The sequence below is a fragment of the Methylobacter marinus A45 genome, assembly GCF_000383855.1.
Lineage (GTDB): Bacteria > Pseudomonadota > Gammaproteobacteria > Methylococcales > Methylomonadaceae > Methylobacter > Methylobacter marinus.
This window is the reverse complement of record NZ_KB912877.1, coordinates 3,780,075-3,797,673: the sequence shown is the minus strand read 5'-3', so window position 1 is coordinate 3,797,673 and position 17,599 is coordinate 3,780,075. Positions and strand designations below refer to the sequence as shown.

At 52.8% G+C, this 17,599-nt stretch carries 21 protein-coding genes; 11 read left to right on the top strand and 10 right to left on the bottom strand.

Annotation, left to right across the window (positions count from 1 at the left end):
- The first annotated feature begins 148 nt into the window (after positions 1-148).
- Positions 149-1,366 carry a L,D-transpeptidase family protein gene (locus METMA_RS24995; RefSeq protein WP_020160474.1) on the top strand — a complete coding sequence of 406 codons (1,218 nt, stop codon included), beginning with the start codon at positions 149-151 and terminating at the stop codon, positions 1,364-1,366.
- Positions 1,367-1,491: 125 nt separating this feature from the next.
- Here METMA_RS24995 and METMA_RS24990 read toward each other — a convergent pair whose 3' ends face one another.
- Positions 1,492-1,740 carry a hypothetical protein gene (locus METMA_RS24990; RefSeq protein ID WP_020160473.1) on the bottom strand — a complete coding sequence of 83 codons (249 nt, stop codon included), beginning with the start codon at positions 1,738-1,740 and terminating at the stop codon, positions 1,492-1,494.
- Positions 1,741-1,829: 89 nt separating this feature from the next.
- Between METMA_RS24990 and METMA_RS0117830 the strand changes: the two genes are divergently transcribed.
- Both METMA_RS0117830 and METMA_RS0117825 read left to right on the top strand, forming a co-directional pair.
- The gene (locus tag METMA_RS0117830; protein ID WP_020160472.1) at positions 1,830-3,308 is read left to right on the top strand and encodes a NarK family nitrate/nitrite MFS transporter; all 1,479 of its coding nucleotides are present in this window, start codon (positions 1,830-1,832) and stop codon (positions 3,306-3,308) included.
- A gap of 14 nt (positions 3,309-3,322) precedes the next feature.
- Positions 3,323-5,056 (top strand): bifunctional protein-serine/threonine kinase/phosphatase, encoded by a 1,734-nt coding sequence (locus METMA_RS0117825; protein ID WP_020160471.1) that lies wholly within the window; start codon positions 3,323-3,325, stop codon positions 5,054-5,056.
- Positions 5,057-5,219: 163 nt separating this feature from the next.
- Here METMA_RS0117825 and METMA_RS28140 read toward each other — a convergent pair whose 3' ends face one another.
- Positions 5,220-5,291: a DUF6868 family protein gene (locus tag METMA_RS28140; protein ID WP_332248889.1), complete on the bottom strand. Its 72-nt coding sequence runs from the start codon at positions 5,289-5,291 to the stop codon at positions 5,220-5,222.
- Here METMA_RS28140 and METMA_RS0117820 point away from each other — a divergent pair.
- On the top strand, positions 5,290-5,547 hold the full coding sequence (locus METMA_RS0117820) for a class I SAM-dependent methyltransferase (RefSeq protein WP_020160470.1): 258 nt from the start codon (positions 5,290-5,292) through the stop codon (positions 5,545-5,547). The two genes, METMA_RS28140 and METMA_RS0117820, sit on opposite strands and share 2 nt — an antisense overlap.
- A gap of 226 nt (positions 5,548-5,773) precedes the next feature.
- Here the strand turns inward: METMA_RS0117820 and METMA_RS0117815 are convergent, their stop codons facing one another.
- The 4 genes from METMA_RS0117815 to METMA_RS0117800 form a co-directional block, all read right to left on the bottom strand.
- On the bottom strand, positions 5,774-6,769 hold the full coding sequence (locus METMA_RS0117815; protein ID WP_020160469.1) for a hypothetical protein: 996 nt from the start codon (positions 6,767-6,769) through the stop codon (positions 5,774-5,776).
- Between the two features lie 89 nt (positions 6,770-6,858).
- The gene (locus METMA_RS0117810) at positions 6,859-7,485 is read right to left on the bottom strand and encodes a hypothetical protein (protein WP_040590660.1); all 627 of its coding nucleotides are present in this window, start codon (positions 7,483-7,485) and stop codon (positions 6,859-6,861) included.
- A 556-nt stretch (positions 7,486-8,041) separates the two neighbouring features.
- Positions 8,042-8,248, bottom strand: coding sequence for a DUF3565 domain-containing protein (locus tag METMA_RS0117805; RefSeq protein ID WP_020160466.1), 207 nt, complete (start codon positions 8,246-8,248; stop codon positions 8,042-8,044).
- Between the two features lie 63 nt (positions 8,249-8,311).
- Positions 8,312-8,755, bottom strand: coding sequence for a CopD family protein (locus METMA_RS0117800; RefSeq protein ID WP_020160465.1), 444 nt, complete (start codon positions 8,753-8,755; stop codon positions 8,312-8,314).
- A gap of 233 nt (positions 8,756-8,988) precedes the next feature.
- Between METMA_RS0117800 and METMA_RS0117795 the strand changes: the two genes are divergently transcribed.
- Positions 8,989-9,798 carry a L,D-transpeptidase family protein gene (locus tag METMA_RS0117795; RefSeq protein WP_232216381.1) on the top strand — a complete coding sequence of 270 codons (810 nt, stop codon included), beginning with the start codon at positions 8,989-8,991 and terminating at the stop codon, positions 9,796-9,798.
- Positions 9,799-10,033: 235 nt separating this feature from the next.
- Positions 10,034-10,363, top strand: a complete 330-nt coding sequence (locus METMA_RS0117790) for a hypothetical protein (protein WP_020160463.1) — start codon at positions 10,034-10,036, stop codon at positions 10,361-10,363.
- A 293-nt stretch (positions 10,364-10,656) separates the two neighbouring features.
- On the opposite strand, the gene METMA_RS0117785 is transcribed toward METMA_RS0117790, so the two are convergent.
- From METMA_RS0117785 to METMA_RS0117770, 4 genes are all read right to left on the bottom strand, one after another.
- A complete protein-coding gene (locus METMA_RS0117785; RefSeq protein WP_020160462.1) occupies positions 10,657-10,872 on the bottom strand; it encodes a helix-turn-helix domain-containing protein in 216 nt (71 codons plus the stop codon).
- 101 nt (positions 10,873-10,973) lie between these two features.
- Positions 10,974-11,477 (bottom strand): siphovirus Gp157 family protein, encoded by a 504-nt coding sequence (locus METMA_RS0117780; protein WP_020160461.1) that lies wholly within the window; start codon positions 11,475-11,477, stop codon positions 10,974-10,976.
- The gene (locus METMA_RS0117775; protein WP_020160460.1) at positions 11,474-12,301 is read right to left on the bottom strand and encodes a hypothetical protein; all 828 of its coding nucleotides are present in this window, start codon (positions 12,299-12,301) and stop codon (positions 11,474-11,476) included. The genes METMA_RS0117780 and METMA_RS0117775 overlap by 4 nt, the downstream gene beginning before the upstream one ends.
- A 377-nt stretch (positions 12,302-12,678) precedes the next feature.
- Entirely contained in the window at positions 12,679-12,984 is a 306-nt protein-coding gene (locus tag METMA_RS0117770; protein ID WP_020160459.1) for a hypothetical protein, read from the bottom strand.
- Between the two features lie 708 nt (positions 12,985-13,692).
- Here METMA_RS0117770 and METMA_RS0117765 point away from each other — a divergent pair.
- The 5 genes from METMA_RS0117765 to METMA_RS0117745 all read left to right on the top strand — a co-directional run bounded on the left by METMA_RS0117765 (position 13,693) and on the right by METMA_RS0117745 (position 17,568).
- On the top strand, positions 13,693-14,079 hold the full coding sequence (locus METMA_RS0117765) for a VOC family protein (protein ID WP_020160458.1): 387 nt from the start codon (positions 13,693-13,695) through the stop codon (positions 14,077-14,079).
- Positions 14,080-14,142: 63 nt separating this feature from the next.
- A complete protein-coding gene (locus tag METMA_RS0117760; RefSeq protein ID WP_020160457.1) occupies positions 14,143-15,243 on the top strand; it encodes an alpha/beta fold hydrolase in 1,101 nt (366 codons plus the stop codon).
- Between the two features lie 300 nt (positions 15,244-15,543).
- On the top strand, positions 15,544-16,482 hold the full coding sequence (locus tag METMA_RS0117755; protein ID WP_020160456.1) for an amidoligase family protein: 939 nt from the start codon (positions 15,544-15,546) through the stop codon (positions 16,480-16,482).
- Positions 16,455-17,138 carry a gamma-glutamyl-gamma-aminobutyrate hydrolase family protein gene (locus tag METMA_RS0117750; RefSeq protein WP_020160455.1) on the top strand — a complete coding sequence of 228 codons (684 nt, stop codon included), beginning with the start codon at positions 16,455-16,457 and terminating at the stop codon, positions 17,136-17,138. The genes METMA_RS0117755 and METMA_RS0117750 overlap by 28 nt, the downstream gene beginning before the upstream one ends.
- 31 nt (positions 17,139-17,169) lie before the next feature.
- Positions 17,170-17,568 (top strand): YqaA family protein, encoded by a 399-nt coding sequence (locus METMA_RS0117745; RefSeq protein WP_232216380.1) that lies wholly within the window; start codon positions 17,170-17,172, stop codon positions 17,566-17,568.
- Positions 17,569-17,599: the final 31 nt, after the last annotated feature.

The following is a 17,599-nucleotide window of genomic DNA, read 5'->3' as shown; positions in this document are numbered from 1 at the left end:
TTTACCATAGATGTTGACCTTAGAAGAAAAAAACCAAATCCGCCCGCCTGCTTCAGGAAAAACCGCCATACGTCCTTTGTCCTTGTCCGTCTGTGTACTGCTCAGCAGTGTTCTGGCCGGTTGTCAGAACATGCCGTTCACAGGGACCATGGAAGCGCTTTCCCTGTCATCGCCCAAACAGCGGCACATTGCTTCCCACGATTTTCAGCTGACCGATGGCCAGAACATCGTCGGCACGCTGGCGACCATCGATACCCGCGAGAATGACACCCTGCCCGATATCGCCCGGCACTATGGCCTGGGCTACAACGATATCACGATAGCCAATGCCCAAATCGATCCCTGGACGCCCCGGACGGACAGCCGGGTCCTGTTGCCTTTACGCTTTATTCTCCCGGAGGCGCCCCGCAAGGGCATCGTGCTGAATCTGGCCAATATGCGGTTGTTTTATTATCCGCCCGACCAACCGGACACCTTGTTCACTTATCCGGTCGGCATCGGCCGCCAGGGCTGGAGCACGCCGATGGGATCGACCCGCGTCGTCGCCAAGCGCGCCAATCCGACCTGGACCGTACCGGCATCGATACTGCGCGAACATGCGCAAAAAGGCGATCCGCTGCCGAAAGTCGTGCGCTCGGGGCCCGATAATCCGCTCGGCAGCTACGCCATGCCGCTGGGCTTTCCCGGCTATCTGATTCACGGCACCAACAAGCCTTACGGGATCGGCATGCAGATCAGCCACGGCTGCGTGCAGCTTTATCCCGAGGATATCGAGGTGCTGTTCAATAAAAGCAAGGTCGGAATGCCCGTGCGCATTGTTCATCAGCCTTATCTGACGGCCTGGGACCAGGATATGCTTTATCTTGAAGTGCATGAACCGCTGAAAAAATGGGCCAGGCAAAAAACAAAGCTAAAAAAGAAACTGCTCAAGGATTTGAAGAAAATCAGCAAGGCGCAAAACGTGACCATCGACTGGGAGAAAGTCGACCGCATTGTTGAACGCGCGGATGGCGTTCCCACGCCGATACTGGCGGGCAGCCCCGGTATAACGGAGCTGTCGACGGCGGCCGTGCAACTGGAGCACCCCGATCAGCTCTATGGCCAGCCCGTGGTCGCTGATTTGAAAGAAAGCGACTGGGCTGTGTTGGCGGGCACGTTCGATAATGAAAATGATGCCCAGCAGCTGGCCGTGATGCTGTCGCACCAGGGACCTCCGATACCGGCGCGTAAGATCGAGAAAGACGGGGCTTATCAGGTTATCGCCGGCCCTTTCAAGAATAAGAAGGAAGTCAAAACGGTAGCCCAGCGCATCCATATGGATTTCGAGCTGGATGCCAAGCCTTTGAAACCGGGCGCACTAAACTGACCGGTATCTGAAGGCCATGTCCTTCGCACTGCGCGGATAATACGGCTCTTCATGCTCAGACGGGACGGGATTTACAATCCCGTCCCCAACAATTCCGCAATGACCGCCGGGGCAGGCGAATTTATTCAATCGATACCAAGCGTCCAGAACGCGGCAGCATGCCCCGCCCGGCTGTCAGCCGGCATCGCATATCTTGCAAAATCCGCCGATTCATCACAGATTTGAAAAGGCACACGCTGCGCACCTTGTGTTATTACGGCGTTTGCCGGTGAAAAAACCGGCTTGGCATTCACCGCCTGGTACGCACCAAAAACAGGCGGCACGCCTGTTTTTGGTGCCTGCCCGCCACTTTTCCGCCATTCGTTTTTCCCCAAAAAATACCTGAGCCCAGAGCGGGCGCCGTTCCGCGCGCTTGGCACGCAACGTGCTCTTTCGTGAAGAAATTCTTAACGGAAGACCCATTATGACTTCACAAAATCTGAATCTATTTTCTTTCTCGGGCAAGATCAAAATCCTTCATCTGTCATGGCTGGCCTTTTTTATCAGCTTCGTGGTCTGGTTTAATCACGCGCCGTTAATGCTGGCTGTCGCCGAATCGCTGGACATGAGCCAGACGGATATTAAAACCATCCTGATTTTGAATGTGGCGTTGACGATTCCGGCGCGCATCGTCATCGGCATTCTGGTCGACAAGTTCGGTCCCCGGCGGACTTATTCGGCGCTGCTGGCGATCGGCAGCGCACCCTGCTTTCTGTTCGCCTTTGCCACCAGCTTTGAACAATTGGCGCTGGCGCGCTTTCTGCTGGGCTTTATCGGCGCCGGCTTCGTCATCGGCATCCGCATGGTCGGCGAGTGGTTTCCGGCCCGGCAGGTGGGCATTGCCGAAGGCATATACGGCGGCTGGGGCAATTTCGGCTCCGCCGCTGCCGCCATGGCGCTGCCGACGCTCGCCTTGCTTTACGGCGGCGCCGAGGGCTGGCGCTACGCGATCGCCAGTACCGGCGTGCTCTCGCTGCTTTATGCCGGCATCTACTTTTTCTCGGCCTCGGACACGCCCAAGGGCTCCACTTATTTCAAGCCTAAAAAGGCCGGTGCCATGGAAGTCACCTGTATTTGGGATTTGTTCTTCTATATCGTCATGAACATCCCCCTGTATGCCACCCTGACGCTGCTGACCTGGAAACTGTCGCCAGCCGGCGTGGGCCTGTTGTCGCAGTCCGCGACGCTGGGCATTTATGCCGGCATCTGGCTGCTGTTTATCTACAATGTCTATCAAATCGTCCATGTCAATGAAGGGCACCTGCAGCAGCCGATCGAAGAGATTCATAAATACAAATTCAAACAGGTCGCCATTCTTGACCTGGCCTATCTGATTACCTTCGGTTCCGAACTGGCCGTCGTATCGATGCTGCCGATGTTTTTCTTCAACACCTTCCACGAATCGCAAGGCGTAACGACAGTGCAAGCCGGCCTGCTGGCATCGGGCTTTGCCTTTATGAACCTGGTAGCCCGCCCCGGCGGCGGCTGGATCAGCGACAAGTTTGGCCGCAAACTGTCTTTAACACTGTTTATTTCCGGCCTGTCGGTGGGTTATCTTTTGATGTCGCAAATCACCTCGGAATGGTCCATCACCGCAGCCGTCATGCTGACCATGGCCTGTTCCTTCTTCGTGCAGGCCGGCGAAGGCGCGGTATTCGGCATGGTGCCGCTGATCAAGCGGCGCTTGACCGGGCAAATTGCCGGCATGGTCGGCGCCTATGGCAATGTCGGGGCTGTCTTGTTCCTGACCATTCTGTCTTTTGTCTCGCCCGCCGTGTTTTTCATGGTGATCGCCGGCGGCGCGCTGCTGATCCTGGTCGCCGTGCAGTTCATAGATGAACCGCAAGGCCATATGGTCGAGATTGAGGAAGACGGCACCGTCGCTATTATCGAAGTCAGTTAAGCAGGATGTCGGTTATGTTAGCAGCAACGAAGCTCAGGATCAGTCTGGGTCATGCCAGCGACAAAGGCATCAAAGCCGATAATGAAGACTTCTACGGCGCCCTGGTGCCGGAAGAGCCCCAATTGACCTATAAAGGCATCGCCGTAGCCATCGCCGACGGCATGAGCAGCAGCGATGCCGGCAAGCAGGCCAGCCATTGCTGCGTCGTCAGTTTTCTGGAGGATTATTACAGCACGCCCGATTCCTGGTCCGTCATCCACGCCGGCAAAAAAATCCTCTCCGCCACCAATTCCTGGCTGTACAGCCAGGGGCAGGCCCGCTACGACTCCGTCAAGGGACTGGTCAGCACGCTCAGCATCTGCATCTTCAAATCGACGACCGCGCATATCTTTCATATCGGCGATTCCAGAATCTATCGCCTGCGCAATGGCAATCTTGAACAGCTCACCCGCGACCACCGCGTCTGGGTCGGCAAGGAAAAAAACTACCTGAACCGGGCGATGGGCATAGAGCCCCGGCTGGAGGTCGATTATCAGGCGCTGCCGCTGGAAAAAGACGACCTGTTCCTGATGACCACGGACGGCGTGCATGACTTCATCAACGAAAAAGCGCTGAAAAAACTGTTGCTGGAAAATAGCGATTTAACCTTGGCGGCGGAAAAAATCATCCAGCTGAGCGCCGACAATAAAAGCACCGACAACCTGACCTGCCAACTGGTCAGGATCGAGGACCTGCCGCCGGCGCGGGAGGATGAAATCCTGCGCCGCCATACCAACCTGCCCTTCCCGCCGCCGCTACGGCCCGGCATGGTACTGGACGGCTACCGGATTGAAGAGGAGTTGCATGCCAGCAAGCGCACGCAGGTTTATCGGGCTCTGGATATGAAAACCGGCACGCGGGTCGTGCTCAAAACCCCGTCCATTCTTTATGACGACGACACTCGCTACATAGAACACTTTCTGCACGAGGAATGGGCGGGCAAACGGATCAATAACGACCATGTCCTGAAAACCCTTGGCAGCGACCGCGAAAAAAGCGGCATTTACTACGTGACCGAATACCTCGAAGGCCCGACGCTCAGGCAGTGGATGGATGCCCATCCGAAAGCCGACATCAAGGAGACGCGCACTGTCATAGAACAGATCGCCAAAGGGCTGCGCGCCTTTCACCGCATGGAAATGCTGCACCAGGACCTGAAACCCGAAAACATCATGTTCGATAAAAACGGCACCGCCAGGATCATCGACTTCGGCTCCGTCAAAATCGCCGGCATCGAGGAAATGACGCCGCTGGAACATGCCGATCCTGCCGATGTGCAGGGCACTCTGAATTACACCGCGCCCGAATACCACCTGGGCCTGCGCGGCAGCGTCAAGTCCGATTTGTACTCGCTGGGCGTCATCGCCTATGAAATGCTGAACGGCGCCCTGCCCTACGGCCCGGACATGCCGGAACACCCGGACCCGCCGAGCCTGGCGAAACTGGACTATGTGCCCAGCATTTATCACAACATTATGGTGCCGGCCTGGATAGACGGCGCCCTGAAAAAAGCCACGGCCATCAACCCGCAAATGCGCTATGACGACCTGTCGGAATTCCTGTTCGACCTGTCTCTGCCCAACCCGAAATTCCTGAAGCCGGAAGAGCGGCTGCCGCTCATGCAGCGCAATCCGGTCTCGTTCTGGAAAGGCCTGGCGGCGCTGTTGCTGTTTGCCAATCTGACTTTGTTGTATTTACTGGCGGGTTAACGAACGGTATTAGAGCGTTTATTCATTAGTCGGAAACATTACCTTCAATCATGCGTCGCCATGAAAAATCAGCAGCTGTACGCATCCACACACTAAGCCCGAACCGGCGGCGCCATTCATGGACAGGGCGGGCTTGTAAAGCCGTCCCGCTTGAGCCGCGGGCTTATCCGACGATATGCAATGCAACATAGGGAACGAGATTGAAAACCAGGATGGCGATTTTATAAACCGCCATGCCCCAAGCGCAAGACAGAACCCGGGATAAGGCCGCCAGGCTGAATTTCCAGTGCGCCGACCTGATTCGGGACGATCTGCCCGGCGACGGCTACGATGTCATTCTGGCCATCGATTCGATTTACTTCATGGGTGACTACAACAAGACGCTGGCCAAGCTCAACACCAAGCTGCGGCCCGGCGGCCGTAGAACAGAAGGGTCAGGTCTATGTAGAACAGAAGGGTCAGGTCTAGATTCACAGCTTTTTTGGAAATGAGAAATAAATGAGCCGGGTTTATTTTATAATTCAACCCGCTCCTTTTTTTCAAAGCGAAGAGTTTTGAAACGCCCAGCACGGTAATTCCGCACGCCGGGATTTGTCAGGGGGGGACTGGCTGTTCAACCTTGATGATTAGTAAACAACACTACTAATCTAGACCTGACCCCACTAGCCCCCTAATCTAGACCTGACCCCACTAGCCCCTCCGTTCTGTCGTGCGCTATTACAAAAAATAGTGGCCACCTTTCTTGATAAGCGAGTCAATGAATAAAGGAAAACTTTGCAAGTAATTTATGTTATTCAATCCATTATCAGAGCAAAATGAAAGGTATAAGTCGTTATATAGATTAAATGATTTTTTAAACACGAATCCAATCATGTCTTCAGCAGAAAATTTGTGATTTTGATGTAACTGCAATCCTAACGAAAAGCTGTTTCTATACTGCCAAGGATTTATGTATGGGCTGAACTTTTCTCGGTGGCAACTTTTGTGCAAGTGCCCTAGGTTGTTAACGACGACTGCATCAATAATCTTGAAATCATTTACATCTAAATTTCCGTCGTTGTTTTCTCTAAAAGATTCATTCTTACCAAAAGAGATACCAAAGTCGCCTGCTATGCAAGTTATTACATCTATGTAATCATATATATTGTAACAACTAATCATTAATACATTGTATTCGCCATTTTCTTGCTCTATAAATTTATCTTTTGCGCTTTGAAAAAAGTCGCGAATATTTAGAAGTCTGCTACGTTCTAGTTTTAAGTCTTGATTATTGGCGGCAATCCGTTGATAGACACTCGCATTTAGTTGCGGTAAAAGCAGCGTTACAGTAGGATTTTCATTCGGAAGTTCCTTATAGTTAAAGCATTTTATTTCAACATTAAATCTAATGTTTTCGGTCACGAAAGAAAAATCTACATCTTTGTTCTTGCTCTGCTTTCGTTCGTATAGATAGCTCTGGGGAAATTCAGCATAAATACTTGATGCTGCGCTTATCTCACAAGCACTTTGGAGAAATTGATTTTCGTTAAAAATCGGTTGGTTAATTTTAAATTTGCCATCCAATAGGTCACGAAATTCTTGCTCATTTAATGCAGACTTGAACTGTTCGATACACGCAACCGCGTCTTGCTTATACTGTTCATTGCTTATATTAAAATAGTGGTTTTCCGATACGGCAGAAAACATTTTAGGATGAGTAAATTTGATTGGCATAGTTCTGATTCACCTTGAAGCTCGTAGGATGCGCTGAACGCAGTGATGCGCATCGATCGCGAACGATGCGGTTCGTACCTCACCGCATCCTACCGCGCTGAATTTGCCTTGTTAGTGCTTTGAAGGACACCCTTTTTGCCTTTGTAGTTAACTCTTGACTCATATTGCTTGACGTAGGTTACAGATTGCCGTGCTGACTTTATTAATTGAATTAATTCATTAACAGATACATCTTGGTAATCGGTATTCCATTTGTAATGGACAAAGGCATTTCTTTCAGATGCAACTTTTAAAATAATATCGGAATGCTTCTTATTAAATGGCGGTAAATTTAGCACCTCCAACAACCAAGTGTATTTTCCGGAATTATCCACGTTTCTTAATACTGCTACCTTCGTTTTTTTACATAATTCATTCCTTGTTAAGGCCGCATCAATAATCGAGTTAATTGCATGCTCAAAATATAATGCATAAAACATAATTGCTAATTCATATTCTTTTGCCTCAAACTTTATCTTTGCTTCCGAAATTAACGAATCCCGATGATCAACGACAACCTTGTAATCAATGCTTCTCGCAAGCGTAATTAGTCGATTGAATAATTTTTCTCTATCCTCAATGTCATCCTCTGTAATTAATCCAGATTCAAACATGCTATTGGTAAAAGACTTAGCCAGTTCCCTATACGCTTTTCTATTTCTACTAGGCTTTTTCAATCGGACTCCATTATTTCTTGGCGCTAACGGGTCTAATAAGGAGCGCGTAAGCGTCTGTCTTGATTCGATTGATGGCGATGAGTTAATAGTAATATTGAGTTTATCAATCTGTACGCTCCTTATTCGACCCGATGGCTCCGCGAAGCGGAGCCATCAAGTTAATATCCAGGTCGGTATATTTACGCCGAAACTGAGTCATACGCAAGCACAAGCTTAAAAAATAGCTTGAAACGCTTAAACACTAGGCGGGATAGCGCTTTTTTTGACGCGATAAACAGATCGGGATAATTTCAAAAGCCACATATCGAATGACCGAAATATTAGCCTGAATGGACATTTGAAAGACACAATGCATAGACCGGTTTGGGTCGAACCAAGACAATCAAGCAGTGCCATTTTCGCCGTTGCCAAAGAGGCTATCTTTCGGCACATTTAACTTAATGGCACTTGCGGACGCTCAACGTATGAGTTCAATTCGCGCCCAGTCAAAGCCGTCGCACCTGTAGTGAATTGTCGGGCCCTGCAACGACAGGACCGACAGCCGAAGTATGACGAACTATTGATGATCCGGCGGCGCTCCGGCATCGCACTTCTTGCACTGAAGCTTATCGCCAATGACTGACGCACGGCCTTCCGGCGTAATGACCCAAGGGCGATTAACCCAGGGCGGATCGTGGCGTGTGTGCTGAAAGTGCCCGCACTCAAGCTCAGCCACCCAGTGATTTTCCGCGTCCTGGTGGAAGCCGACGATGCTACGCTTCATAAGCGCCCAATGTTCCCTTCGCCAGTCTGTTCTCGAGGTTTAAACTCGCGCTATGGGCATGAATCATGCGAGGAGTCCCCCTCGAAATGAAACTCCAACAATGACGAACGCCACTGAGGCAATGGTGACCAGAACGATTCTGCGCGCCATTGCGGGAAGGGTTGACGCGCTGAGGTTCGGAATGAGGCGAAACCGTGCTTCTAGCGCGGTGAGGACGGTAACTGCCAGCAATATGAGCTTAAGCATGATGAGCTTGCCCTGAAGCGTGTTCGCGGAAAGCCAGGTGGAGAAGTCGGGCGCCAACAGGTGAGCCATCCAAAGACCGGAGACCACTTGAATGGCCAAGGCTGGCATGCCGATGCGTTCGAACCCTGATTCGAACTCGATCAATATCCTGGGATCTTGCGCTGCCAGCGCGCGAGGAAGAACGGTAGAAGCCAGCACTAAATGCCCGCCGGTCCATACGGTCGCGGCCAGGACGTGACCCAAGAATACGTAGCTGTACATGTGTGCGGCCTAACAAATCAGTTATTTAAACCGGTCCAACATACGTCTTTTCCAGTTTAGCTGTCAAGAACGTAACTCACCGCCAAATTTTCTAAACGGATGCTTTGCACATGCCGCCAGGATGTCTTGCAAGGCCGGCTGTTTTACTCCCGCTTCGATGGGCAAATCCTGAGCTTGCGGACAGATTGAGGGTTGCCTACACTATGCCGATCGCCACTTCATTTCCAGCGCTTATGATGAAATCAACCGCCAAAATCATGGCCGGCCTGACCGTGGCAGGAGCCCTCGGCGCCTGCTCCGGCCACAAGCCCTCCGCCCCTCCCGCCAGCGCCATGGCCGCCAAACCGCAGGTCCAGGCAGGTGCGCGGAAAACCCATGGCATCCCGCCCGGCAAACTGCCCGGCGAACGGACCGTGGAGGATGTCCTGCAAATGTATGGCCCCTACGCAACGAGCAAAGTCAAATCCTATTTCGACAAGGCGAAGGTGGGTTATCCTCCCCGGGAAGTCACCTTCGTCGCCTTGAAACAGGAAATGAAGCTGGAGCTCTGGGCCAGGGACAGCGGCGAGTTCCGCTTCATCCGCGATTATCGCATCCGTGCCGCCAGCGGCGTGTCCGGCCCCAAATTGCGTGAAGGCGACATGCAGGTGCCGGAAGGCGTTTACCGGATCGCGGGACTGAATCCGAACAGCCATTTCCACTTGTCGATGAAATTAAATTACCCCAACGAATTCGATCTCTTCCATGCGTGGCGGGAGGGGCGCGCCGATCCGGGGACGGATATTTTTATCCATGGCAAGGCCAAATCCCTCGGCTGTCTGGCCATGGACGATGAAACGATTGAGGAACTTTTCGTCCTGGCCGCACACGCGGGCGCCGAAAATGTGAAAGTTGTGATTGCCCCGCACGATCCCAGAACTTTCCCTCTGAAAGCTGACATCGAAGGGCTCCCGGCATGGACCTCGGAGCTTTATTCGCGGATCTCCCGCGAAATAAAGGCCTTGTCGCCCGGGTCGAAGCCGGTGGCTGCCGCGGGGCTATGATCGCCTGGCTTGGCGTCGCAAGTCGCGATGTAGGCATCGCTCCCACAAGTGCCGCCCGGATTTGAAACTGATTGTCGAGTCGCCCCTACAGCGTCTGTCTCTTCCACTCCTAAAGCACCCCGACGAACGGTTCACTCGCCGCGGCAATCCGGATAAATACCGCCCGTGCGTAATATCAGCTAATAAGCGAATATAATGCCCCTTCCATATTGATAATCGATAATTAAGGAATGAAATGAATAATACATTTTTGATGGTTATAGCGTCTTTATGCATCGTCCTAACCGCGTGCAGTAACGGGAAAAGTGATGAAGACAAGATCAAGTCGGCTTTCCTCGATAGCTGCACAAAACAGCAGAGTTCCACACGCCCGGCGGAACAGGCTAAATCCTACTGTAATTGCGTGGCCGATTCGGTTTTTAGCAACAGTGATATTTCCAATGAAACCCAAAAGCTGATGACCACGATGAGTGACAAGGACAGTAAACTGTATCAACAAAGTGATGCCAAATTGGTCAGGGGCGCGCTTATGTCTTGCTATACTGCTAAATTTTACAAAAAATAAAAATTAACATCATCTAATCCGCTAAATACCTCGTTAGATTCATGACGCCCTTCGACTTGACAGTGATGAGCCTAGTACTCAGTCAACCTTGTTCTGACGAGTAAAATTTGCGGAGTATCCATAGCATGCGAATAGTGCGAATACCCTGAAGGGCACAAGTGAATTCGCACCTACAGTTTATCCGCCATAATTAAATTGACTGAGTACTAGGATAAATCGGGGCATTGCAGGTACGGATATCCACGGTAGATGCTCCAGGCGCGGCGCCTGCTGTGGGTATCCGCACCGGGGAATCAGCTTCCCTTCTTGTCAGTATCGGGAAGCAAGTCGATCAGCGGGCAGTTTAAGGCTTTGGCCAGTCTCCTGAGCACATCGATGGAGACATTTTCGGCGCTGCCGCCTTCCACTTTGCTGATCATCGACTGGGTCACGCCTGAGCGATTTTCAAGTTCTTTTTGGACCAAGCCGCGTTCAAGCCGCTTGCGTTTTATTCTGTCGCCTATTTGCATCGGAGATCCTGCCCTGAGTGAAACGCGGCATTATATGAATTTATTCATAATCAAGGCAAAAAAAAGCCGCCGAAGCGGCTCTGATGCTGACCGGACCCGGATTATTTGATGGCCAGGCGGGTGCCGTTGACCAGCTCGGCGCCGGGCACCTCCTTGCCCGCCTTGATCGCCTCCTTGATCGCGGTCTTGTCGATTCTCCAGGTGACGACCTGTTCCTTGAACTGATCCGGAATCGCTTCTTCATCCACAATGTGAATAGCGGCCGGGTTATCCTGGATGGAAAGCTTGAAATACGGACATTCAATGGTGCTGATACCGGTATGTTCCATATTGTTTTTCAGGTAGCTTTTCAGCCATGTAACCCGGTTTTCCAGGGTTTTCCGGCGTTTACTCATGCCCGCTTCGGCGTTTTTGATCGCTTCGGCGGCCGCTTCCATGTTGCGCAGGAACTTGGCTACATTGATCGCCTTGTCTTCCAGTTCGCCGCTCAACGCCTCGAGCGTGCCGTTGATTGCTTCCATCGGCAGATCGGCCTCCGGATCGGTCAAGACGTCCAGCGCTTCAAGGTAGTTGGCGCTCAATTGGTAGAGCGTTAGATGCTTCATTCCGTCACCCTTGCGAACTGGTCAAGCTTGCGGTAAAGAATCTGGTAGAAGTCCGTATCCAGTTCCGCAAAGCTGTTAAAACGGTTCTTTGACGCCTTGGTCATCCAGTTCTTAACCCGGTCCGGATCCAGGCCAAGTTCTTCAATCCGGGCTTCAAGCTGCTGAAGCTGGGTTTCGTTAATGCGATGAGGATCGCTGTCTGGCTCGGCTTCGACCGGCTGGGCGCTTTCGATGTCCCGACGCTGTACCATGTCCTCGAGATCCTGGGTGAAGACTTCGGAAAGCCCCGCCATTCTCAGCGTGGCGTCGATGTGAGCGGATTTTTCAGCCATTTTCAAGGCTTTGTTAATGTCGCCGTTATCCTGAGACAACAAGCGCGCCCCTACCCCGTCGGCTACCGTCCGGCCGGATGCGTCCACGATCTCGCAGCGGATAATGATCTGGCTCAGCTTTGCGCCGGTGAGCGCCGCCTGTTCATAATCCGGCAAGGTCGGGTAACGCACCGTCAGGCCCAGCATGCCGCAAATTTTCTCGGCGCCGGGCTTGAACAGGCTGGGTTTGCTGAAGTGGGCCGGGTTTCTGCAATCCTTTCCGGCGTGACACTTGCTCCGGTGGACGATATGCACCCTGCCGTAATCGATACCTTCCACCAGGGCGTCGCGCACCCAGGCCATGAGCACGGCACGGTTGGTCTTGCGGCGGTCCAGACCCTCTTTGAATGTGGTTGCGGGAAGATCCAGCGGATTCGCGGAAATCACCGGCAATTGGGTATTTTGGTTGTCGGCCGGTTTTCCCCGGTCAATTATCTGTGTTGATGAATACATAAATACAATACCTGAATTGTGCGAATGAAATACAAGGTGGGACAGGCGGCTACCGGCCCCGCCAGTTTGCTTAATACTCTCCGGCAAGAAGAGAAAGGTTGTCGTCTACCGGCCGGTTTCGGCATTCTCCCGAAACCGTACCGCCTCTGTTGCCTGTCAGGTTGAAAAAATATTCGCTCATCCGGCAAAAGTCTGGCCGTTGATTTGCCTGTCCTCTGCGCCCGGACCGCCCCGATGGCGGCCCGTGACATCTAAAGCAAAACGCGGCTTAACTTGATTTCTCGGTTGGGTTGTCATAATCTTTTTAGCGCCTAATGTGCGAATTTAGGAAAACGTGAGCCAGGGCGGCTACCCTGACCCACATAGGAAACACCTGGTTAGAACGGCGCTGATTCGCACACCTGCGGTTTAGCGCCGTTCGCCCTGCCCTTGATTGAATCGATCATATTTTTTACAGCCTCCACAATGGTTTTACCTGTTACAAAATACGGTTCGACATCCACCCCAGTCGGGGCGGAAACGAACACGCCAACATTGGCGTTATCGCCGCTATAGCAGCTATAGCCAAACGCCCATTTATCGACACTCACGCAGACCGAACGCCCGCTGATGCCAACACCCAGCAAAGCGGTTTCCACGACGCTGACCGCCCGCCGTTGTTTATCCGCTAATTCAACCGGCATGAAACTCTCCAGAAAAATTTAGACACTTTAATTCATGAATATATTCATATTCTGAACCGGTTTCTTGTCTGTCCGTCGATCTTAGTTTGTCTCCAAATATCGCTCCCGTTTTTCGCCATTTTTCAGCTCCCCGGCGACAGTGGAATATAAGCTTATAGTTATACTCATCTATATGAATATATTCATATTTTAACAGAAAAACGTTCTCGCTTTAATCATCAATTATCGAAATAGTTCTGTTGGTTTCCTGCCTTAAAGCGATCTGTTCATGCCCGGAAACGATCCGAATGACGTGCCCCCGAAATGCTGATACAGACTTCACAGGAATGCCTTGATTGCAGCCGCTGCCGGGCGCTCCAGCGCCGGTTGCCGGCGGAGCGGTAAAGCGTGCATGTCCTGCAAAAAACACTTGTCCTGAATATTAATGCAGTGCTAGAGTCCATTCCCGTTTCCGTATCGTCATCAATGCAATGCATGACGCCTTGTCAGGCCGCTAATGATGATCACCAGGGACTTACAATGCTTCGCCTCGATACGTCCGGGAAAGGGACGAGGCATTACCCATCGCTAGTGCCGAAGAAGTTAAAGATACTTGTTGTGCCGGGAAAAAGTAGCTGGACATGACTATCAACTTAACGGCGCGACAGTCGCCGCTGAACTTTAACACTATGCCTACAATTGAATGACATGACACAACGCGCATCTCTCATGAAAATCGACAGCCTTGATCATCTGGTTCTGACCGTCAAAAACATTGAAACGACCTGCGCTTTCTATTCGAAAGCATTGGGCATGGAGGTCATTACCTTCGGCGGCGGGCGCAAGGCCTTGTCATTCGGTTCGCAGAAAATCAACCTGCACGTTCATGGCAGCGAATTTGAGCCCAAAGCCCAATGGCCAACTCCGGGTTCCGCCGACTTATGCTTGATCACTTCGGTGCCGCTGCATGACGTGATCAGCCATCTCGATTCATGCGCGGTGACGATCATGGAAGGCCCGGTGCCGCGCACAGGCGCTACGGGACCGATTCTGTCGATTTATTTTCGGGATCCGGACATGAATCTGATTGAAGTGTCTAATCCTGTATCCACCTGACAGAGACCAGCCCTTCCTGGGCGACCGTTTCCCGCTGACTTTGCCTATTGGACGGCTCATGCCATGACTCATCATCACGAAAGCGGTCATCGAAAGCTGGCTGGCGTTACCTTGCTCTGCCGCGTTACGGTCCTGACGCTGCTCCTTCTGAGTACCGGCTGCATACATACCGCCCCGTTCAAGGACGCGGCAGGCCGGGTTATCCCCGGCAGCATTGCGGCCATGGAAACGGTGTCCATCGGCGGCGTTCCTCAGAGTATCTGGTTTCGCGGCGTCTCCCGGCACAATCCGGCACTGATTCTCCTGCATGGAGGGCCCGGCGCCAGCGAATCGGCGCTGTTCCGCCATTACAATGCCGACCTCGAACAACATTTTCTGGTCGTGTATTGGGAGCAACGTGGCGCCGGGCGCTCGTTCCAAGCCGATATTCTGCCCGAATCCATGACCATCGACCAGTTCGTGCAAGACCTCGATGAAGTGGTGGACCTGGTCAGACGGCGTTTCGGCAAGGACAAGGTCGTGCTGCTGGGCCAGTCCTGGGGCACGGTGCTGGGGACGCTGTACGCCTCCCGCCATCCGGAAAAGGTGGCGGCTTACGTGGGCGTGGCGCAAATGGCCGACACAGCCCAGGCGCGCCGTTTGTCCTATGCGTTCGCGCTTTCCGAAGCCCAAAAGCGCGAAAATGCCAAAGCCCTCTCGGAATTGCAGGAGATCGGCCCGCCGCCCTATGCCTCGGTCGACGACATGCTGACCGTCGGCACCTGGGTCGAGCGGTTCGGCGGCATGTTCCATGGCAATCTTTCCACGGGCAAACTGATCTGGGCGGCGCTCGGCACCGATGAGGCAAATCTGGTCGACCTCGTCAAATTCGGCCAAGGCAACCGCTTTTCCCTGGAACAGCTTGAAGACGAGATTTCACAGCTCAATCTGAGCAAGTGTTGCCGGACCTTCGAGGTGCCGCTATTTTTTCTGCTCGGACGCTACGACCGGCATGTGCCCGCCATCCTGGCCGAGCGCTATTTCAAGACGATTCGGGCGCCCTGTAAACGGCTGGTCTGGTTTGAACATTCGGCGCATAACCCGCCTTTTGAAGAGCCCGAAGCATTTAACCGGTTGTTGATTGAAACGGTACGGCCTTTGGCTACCGGAACCTACAGCGAATGAGCCTGGAATAAACCGGAAAATAAATTCGCACCGCACGGAAAAAACGGCACATGCGTAACCTCCATTAAGTATTTTGACTTATTGATCTTTATCGACCCGACGGGATAATGAAGAAAAACACTTACGGCAACAGTTCGGATTTATCGGTTTGTATTCTCGATAACGATTAGTGCATCCTGACCAGGCGCCATACCGGTTCCGGCTCCGCCGCACCGCCATAAACGACAGGCTTTTATGCATCAGGCCCCCATACTTCCTCTTCCCCCTAACTGTGCCACGGCATCGGGAGCAATGAGGCGAGTGGGCGTAGAGCTGGAATTCGCGGGCTTATCCCTGGAACACATCGCCCGGCTGATCCACCAACAGTTCGGCGGCACCATACAGGTCAATAGCGCTTATGAGAACACCATCGCCGACACCTGTCTGGGCGATTTCAAAGTCGAGCTGGATTTTCAATACCTGAAGAAAAAAGGCCGCTACAAGATAGATCCCGAGGATCCTTTCGCCCTGCTCGACGAATGGTCCGAACAGATCGTGCGCCTGGCGGCCGAACAGATCGTGCCTTTTGAAGTCATTTCACCGCCGATTCCGATGGACCGTCTAGGCGAGTTGGCGCTTTTGATCCCGATTCTGCGAGCCTCGGGCGCCCAAGGCACGGACAGCGGCACGCTGAATGCTTTCGGCCTGCATTTCAACCCGGAACTGCCCAGCCTGGAACCGGAAACCATCGTTGCTTACCTCAAGGCTTTCCTTTGCCTGTATGACTGGCTGGTTTACCGCAGCGAGATCGATCTGACCCGATCCATGACCGGTTACATCGCCCCTTTTCCCACCGACTATATCCGACAGGTCATCGACCTGGGTTACCACCCCGACCAGAACGACTTGATCGACGATTACCTGTTGGCCAACCCTACCCGCAACCGGGCGCTTGATATGCTGCCGCTGTTCGCTTATCTGGACAAAGCGCGGGCGCTGTCGGTCATTGAAGACGATCGCATTCATCCCCGCCCCACACTGCACTACCGGCTGCCCAACTGCCGGATCGACCAGCCGGACTGGAGCATAGACGGAGATTGGCGTAACTGGCTGGTGGTCGAAAACCTGGCCTGCGATGCCGGCCATCTGAATAGCCTGTGCCAAACTTATTCGCGTTTTTTGGACAGGCCCTTGGCCGATCTGTTCAAGGACTGGAAAGATACTGTCGAGATATGGCTGCATCGTTCATACACCCTGTAATTGGCGTAACAGGGCCCAGCAAGGGCGGGGATCGCGCCTGGCACTTCACGCGTTATGCCATTCTCGCCGCCGGCGGCAAGCCCCTGAGGCTCACTCCCCGTCGTTCGCATCTGCATGAGGTGCTGGACGGCATTGTGATCGGCGGCGGCGATGATATTTATCCCACGCTTTACGAATCGGAGGAACTGCCCAATACCCGTTATGACAAGGAGCGGGATCTGTTCGAATTGATGTATATCGAAAAATCCCTGCGGCAGCATATTCCCATGTTGGCCATCTGCCGCGGAGAGCAGTTGCTCAACACCTACCTGGGCGGCAATCTGCATCAGAACCTGCGCGAACTGCGCCGCCATACGCGCAATCGTTTCACGGTACTGCCGCTGAAAACCCTGCTGGTGGAACCGGACAGCCGGATGCAGGAACTGCTGGGAACAACGCGCTGTCGGATTAATAGTCTTCATACGCAGGCCATTAACGAGTTGGGCAGCGGTCTGAGAGTCGCCGGCCGTGATTTGGATAATATCGTGCAAGCCGTGGAAGACCCGTCGAAACCATTTTTATTGGGGGTTCAATGGCATCCCGAATACCTGATCTACCTCTCGCGCCAGCGTAATCTGTTTCGCGCGCTGGTTACCACTGCCCGACAACAACTATAAAAGTATGACCGCCTATTTCAGTTTATTTGGAGTGAGTTTTTTGGCCGCCACGCTGATTCCGTTTTATTCGGAAGTGGCGCTGGTCGGCCTGCTGGCTACCGGCCACGATCCCTGGCTGCTGTGGCTGTTTGCCTCGTCTGGCAACACGCTGGGCGCGGTCGTAAACTGGCTTTTAGGCCGTTATCTGCTGCATTTCGAATACAAACGCTGGTTTCCGTTCAAGATTTCGCAATTGCACCGCTACCAGCACTGGTACCAGCGTTTCGGCGTCTGGTCCTTATTGTTGTCCTGGCTGCCGGCCGGCGGCGATGCCTTGACGTTTATCGCCGGCATCATGCGGGTGCGCCTTTGGGTATTCCTGATTCTGGTCGGATTGGGCAAAAGCTTGCGTTACGCGTTGATTATCGCCTTGTCGGAGCAAATCCTGTAATGTCCCATGAAGGCATTGAATCGACGACATC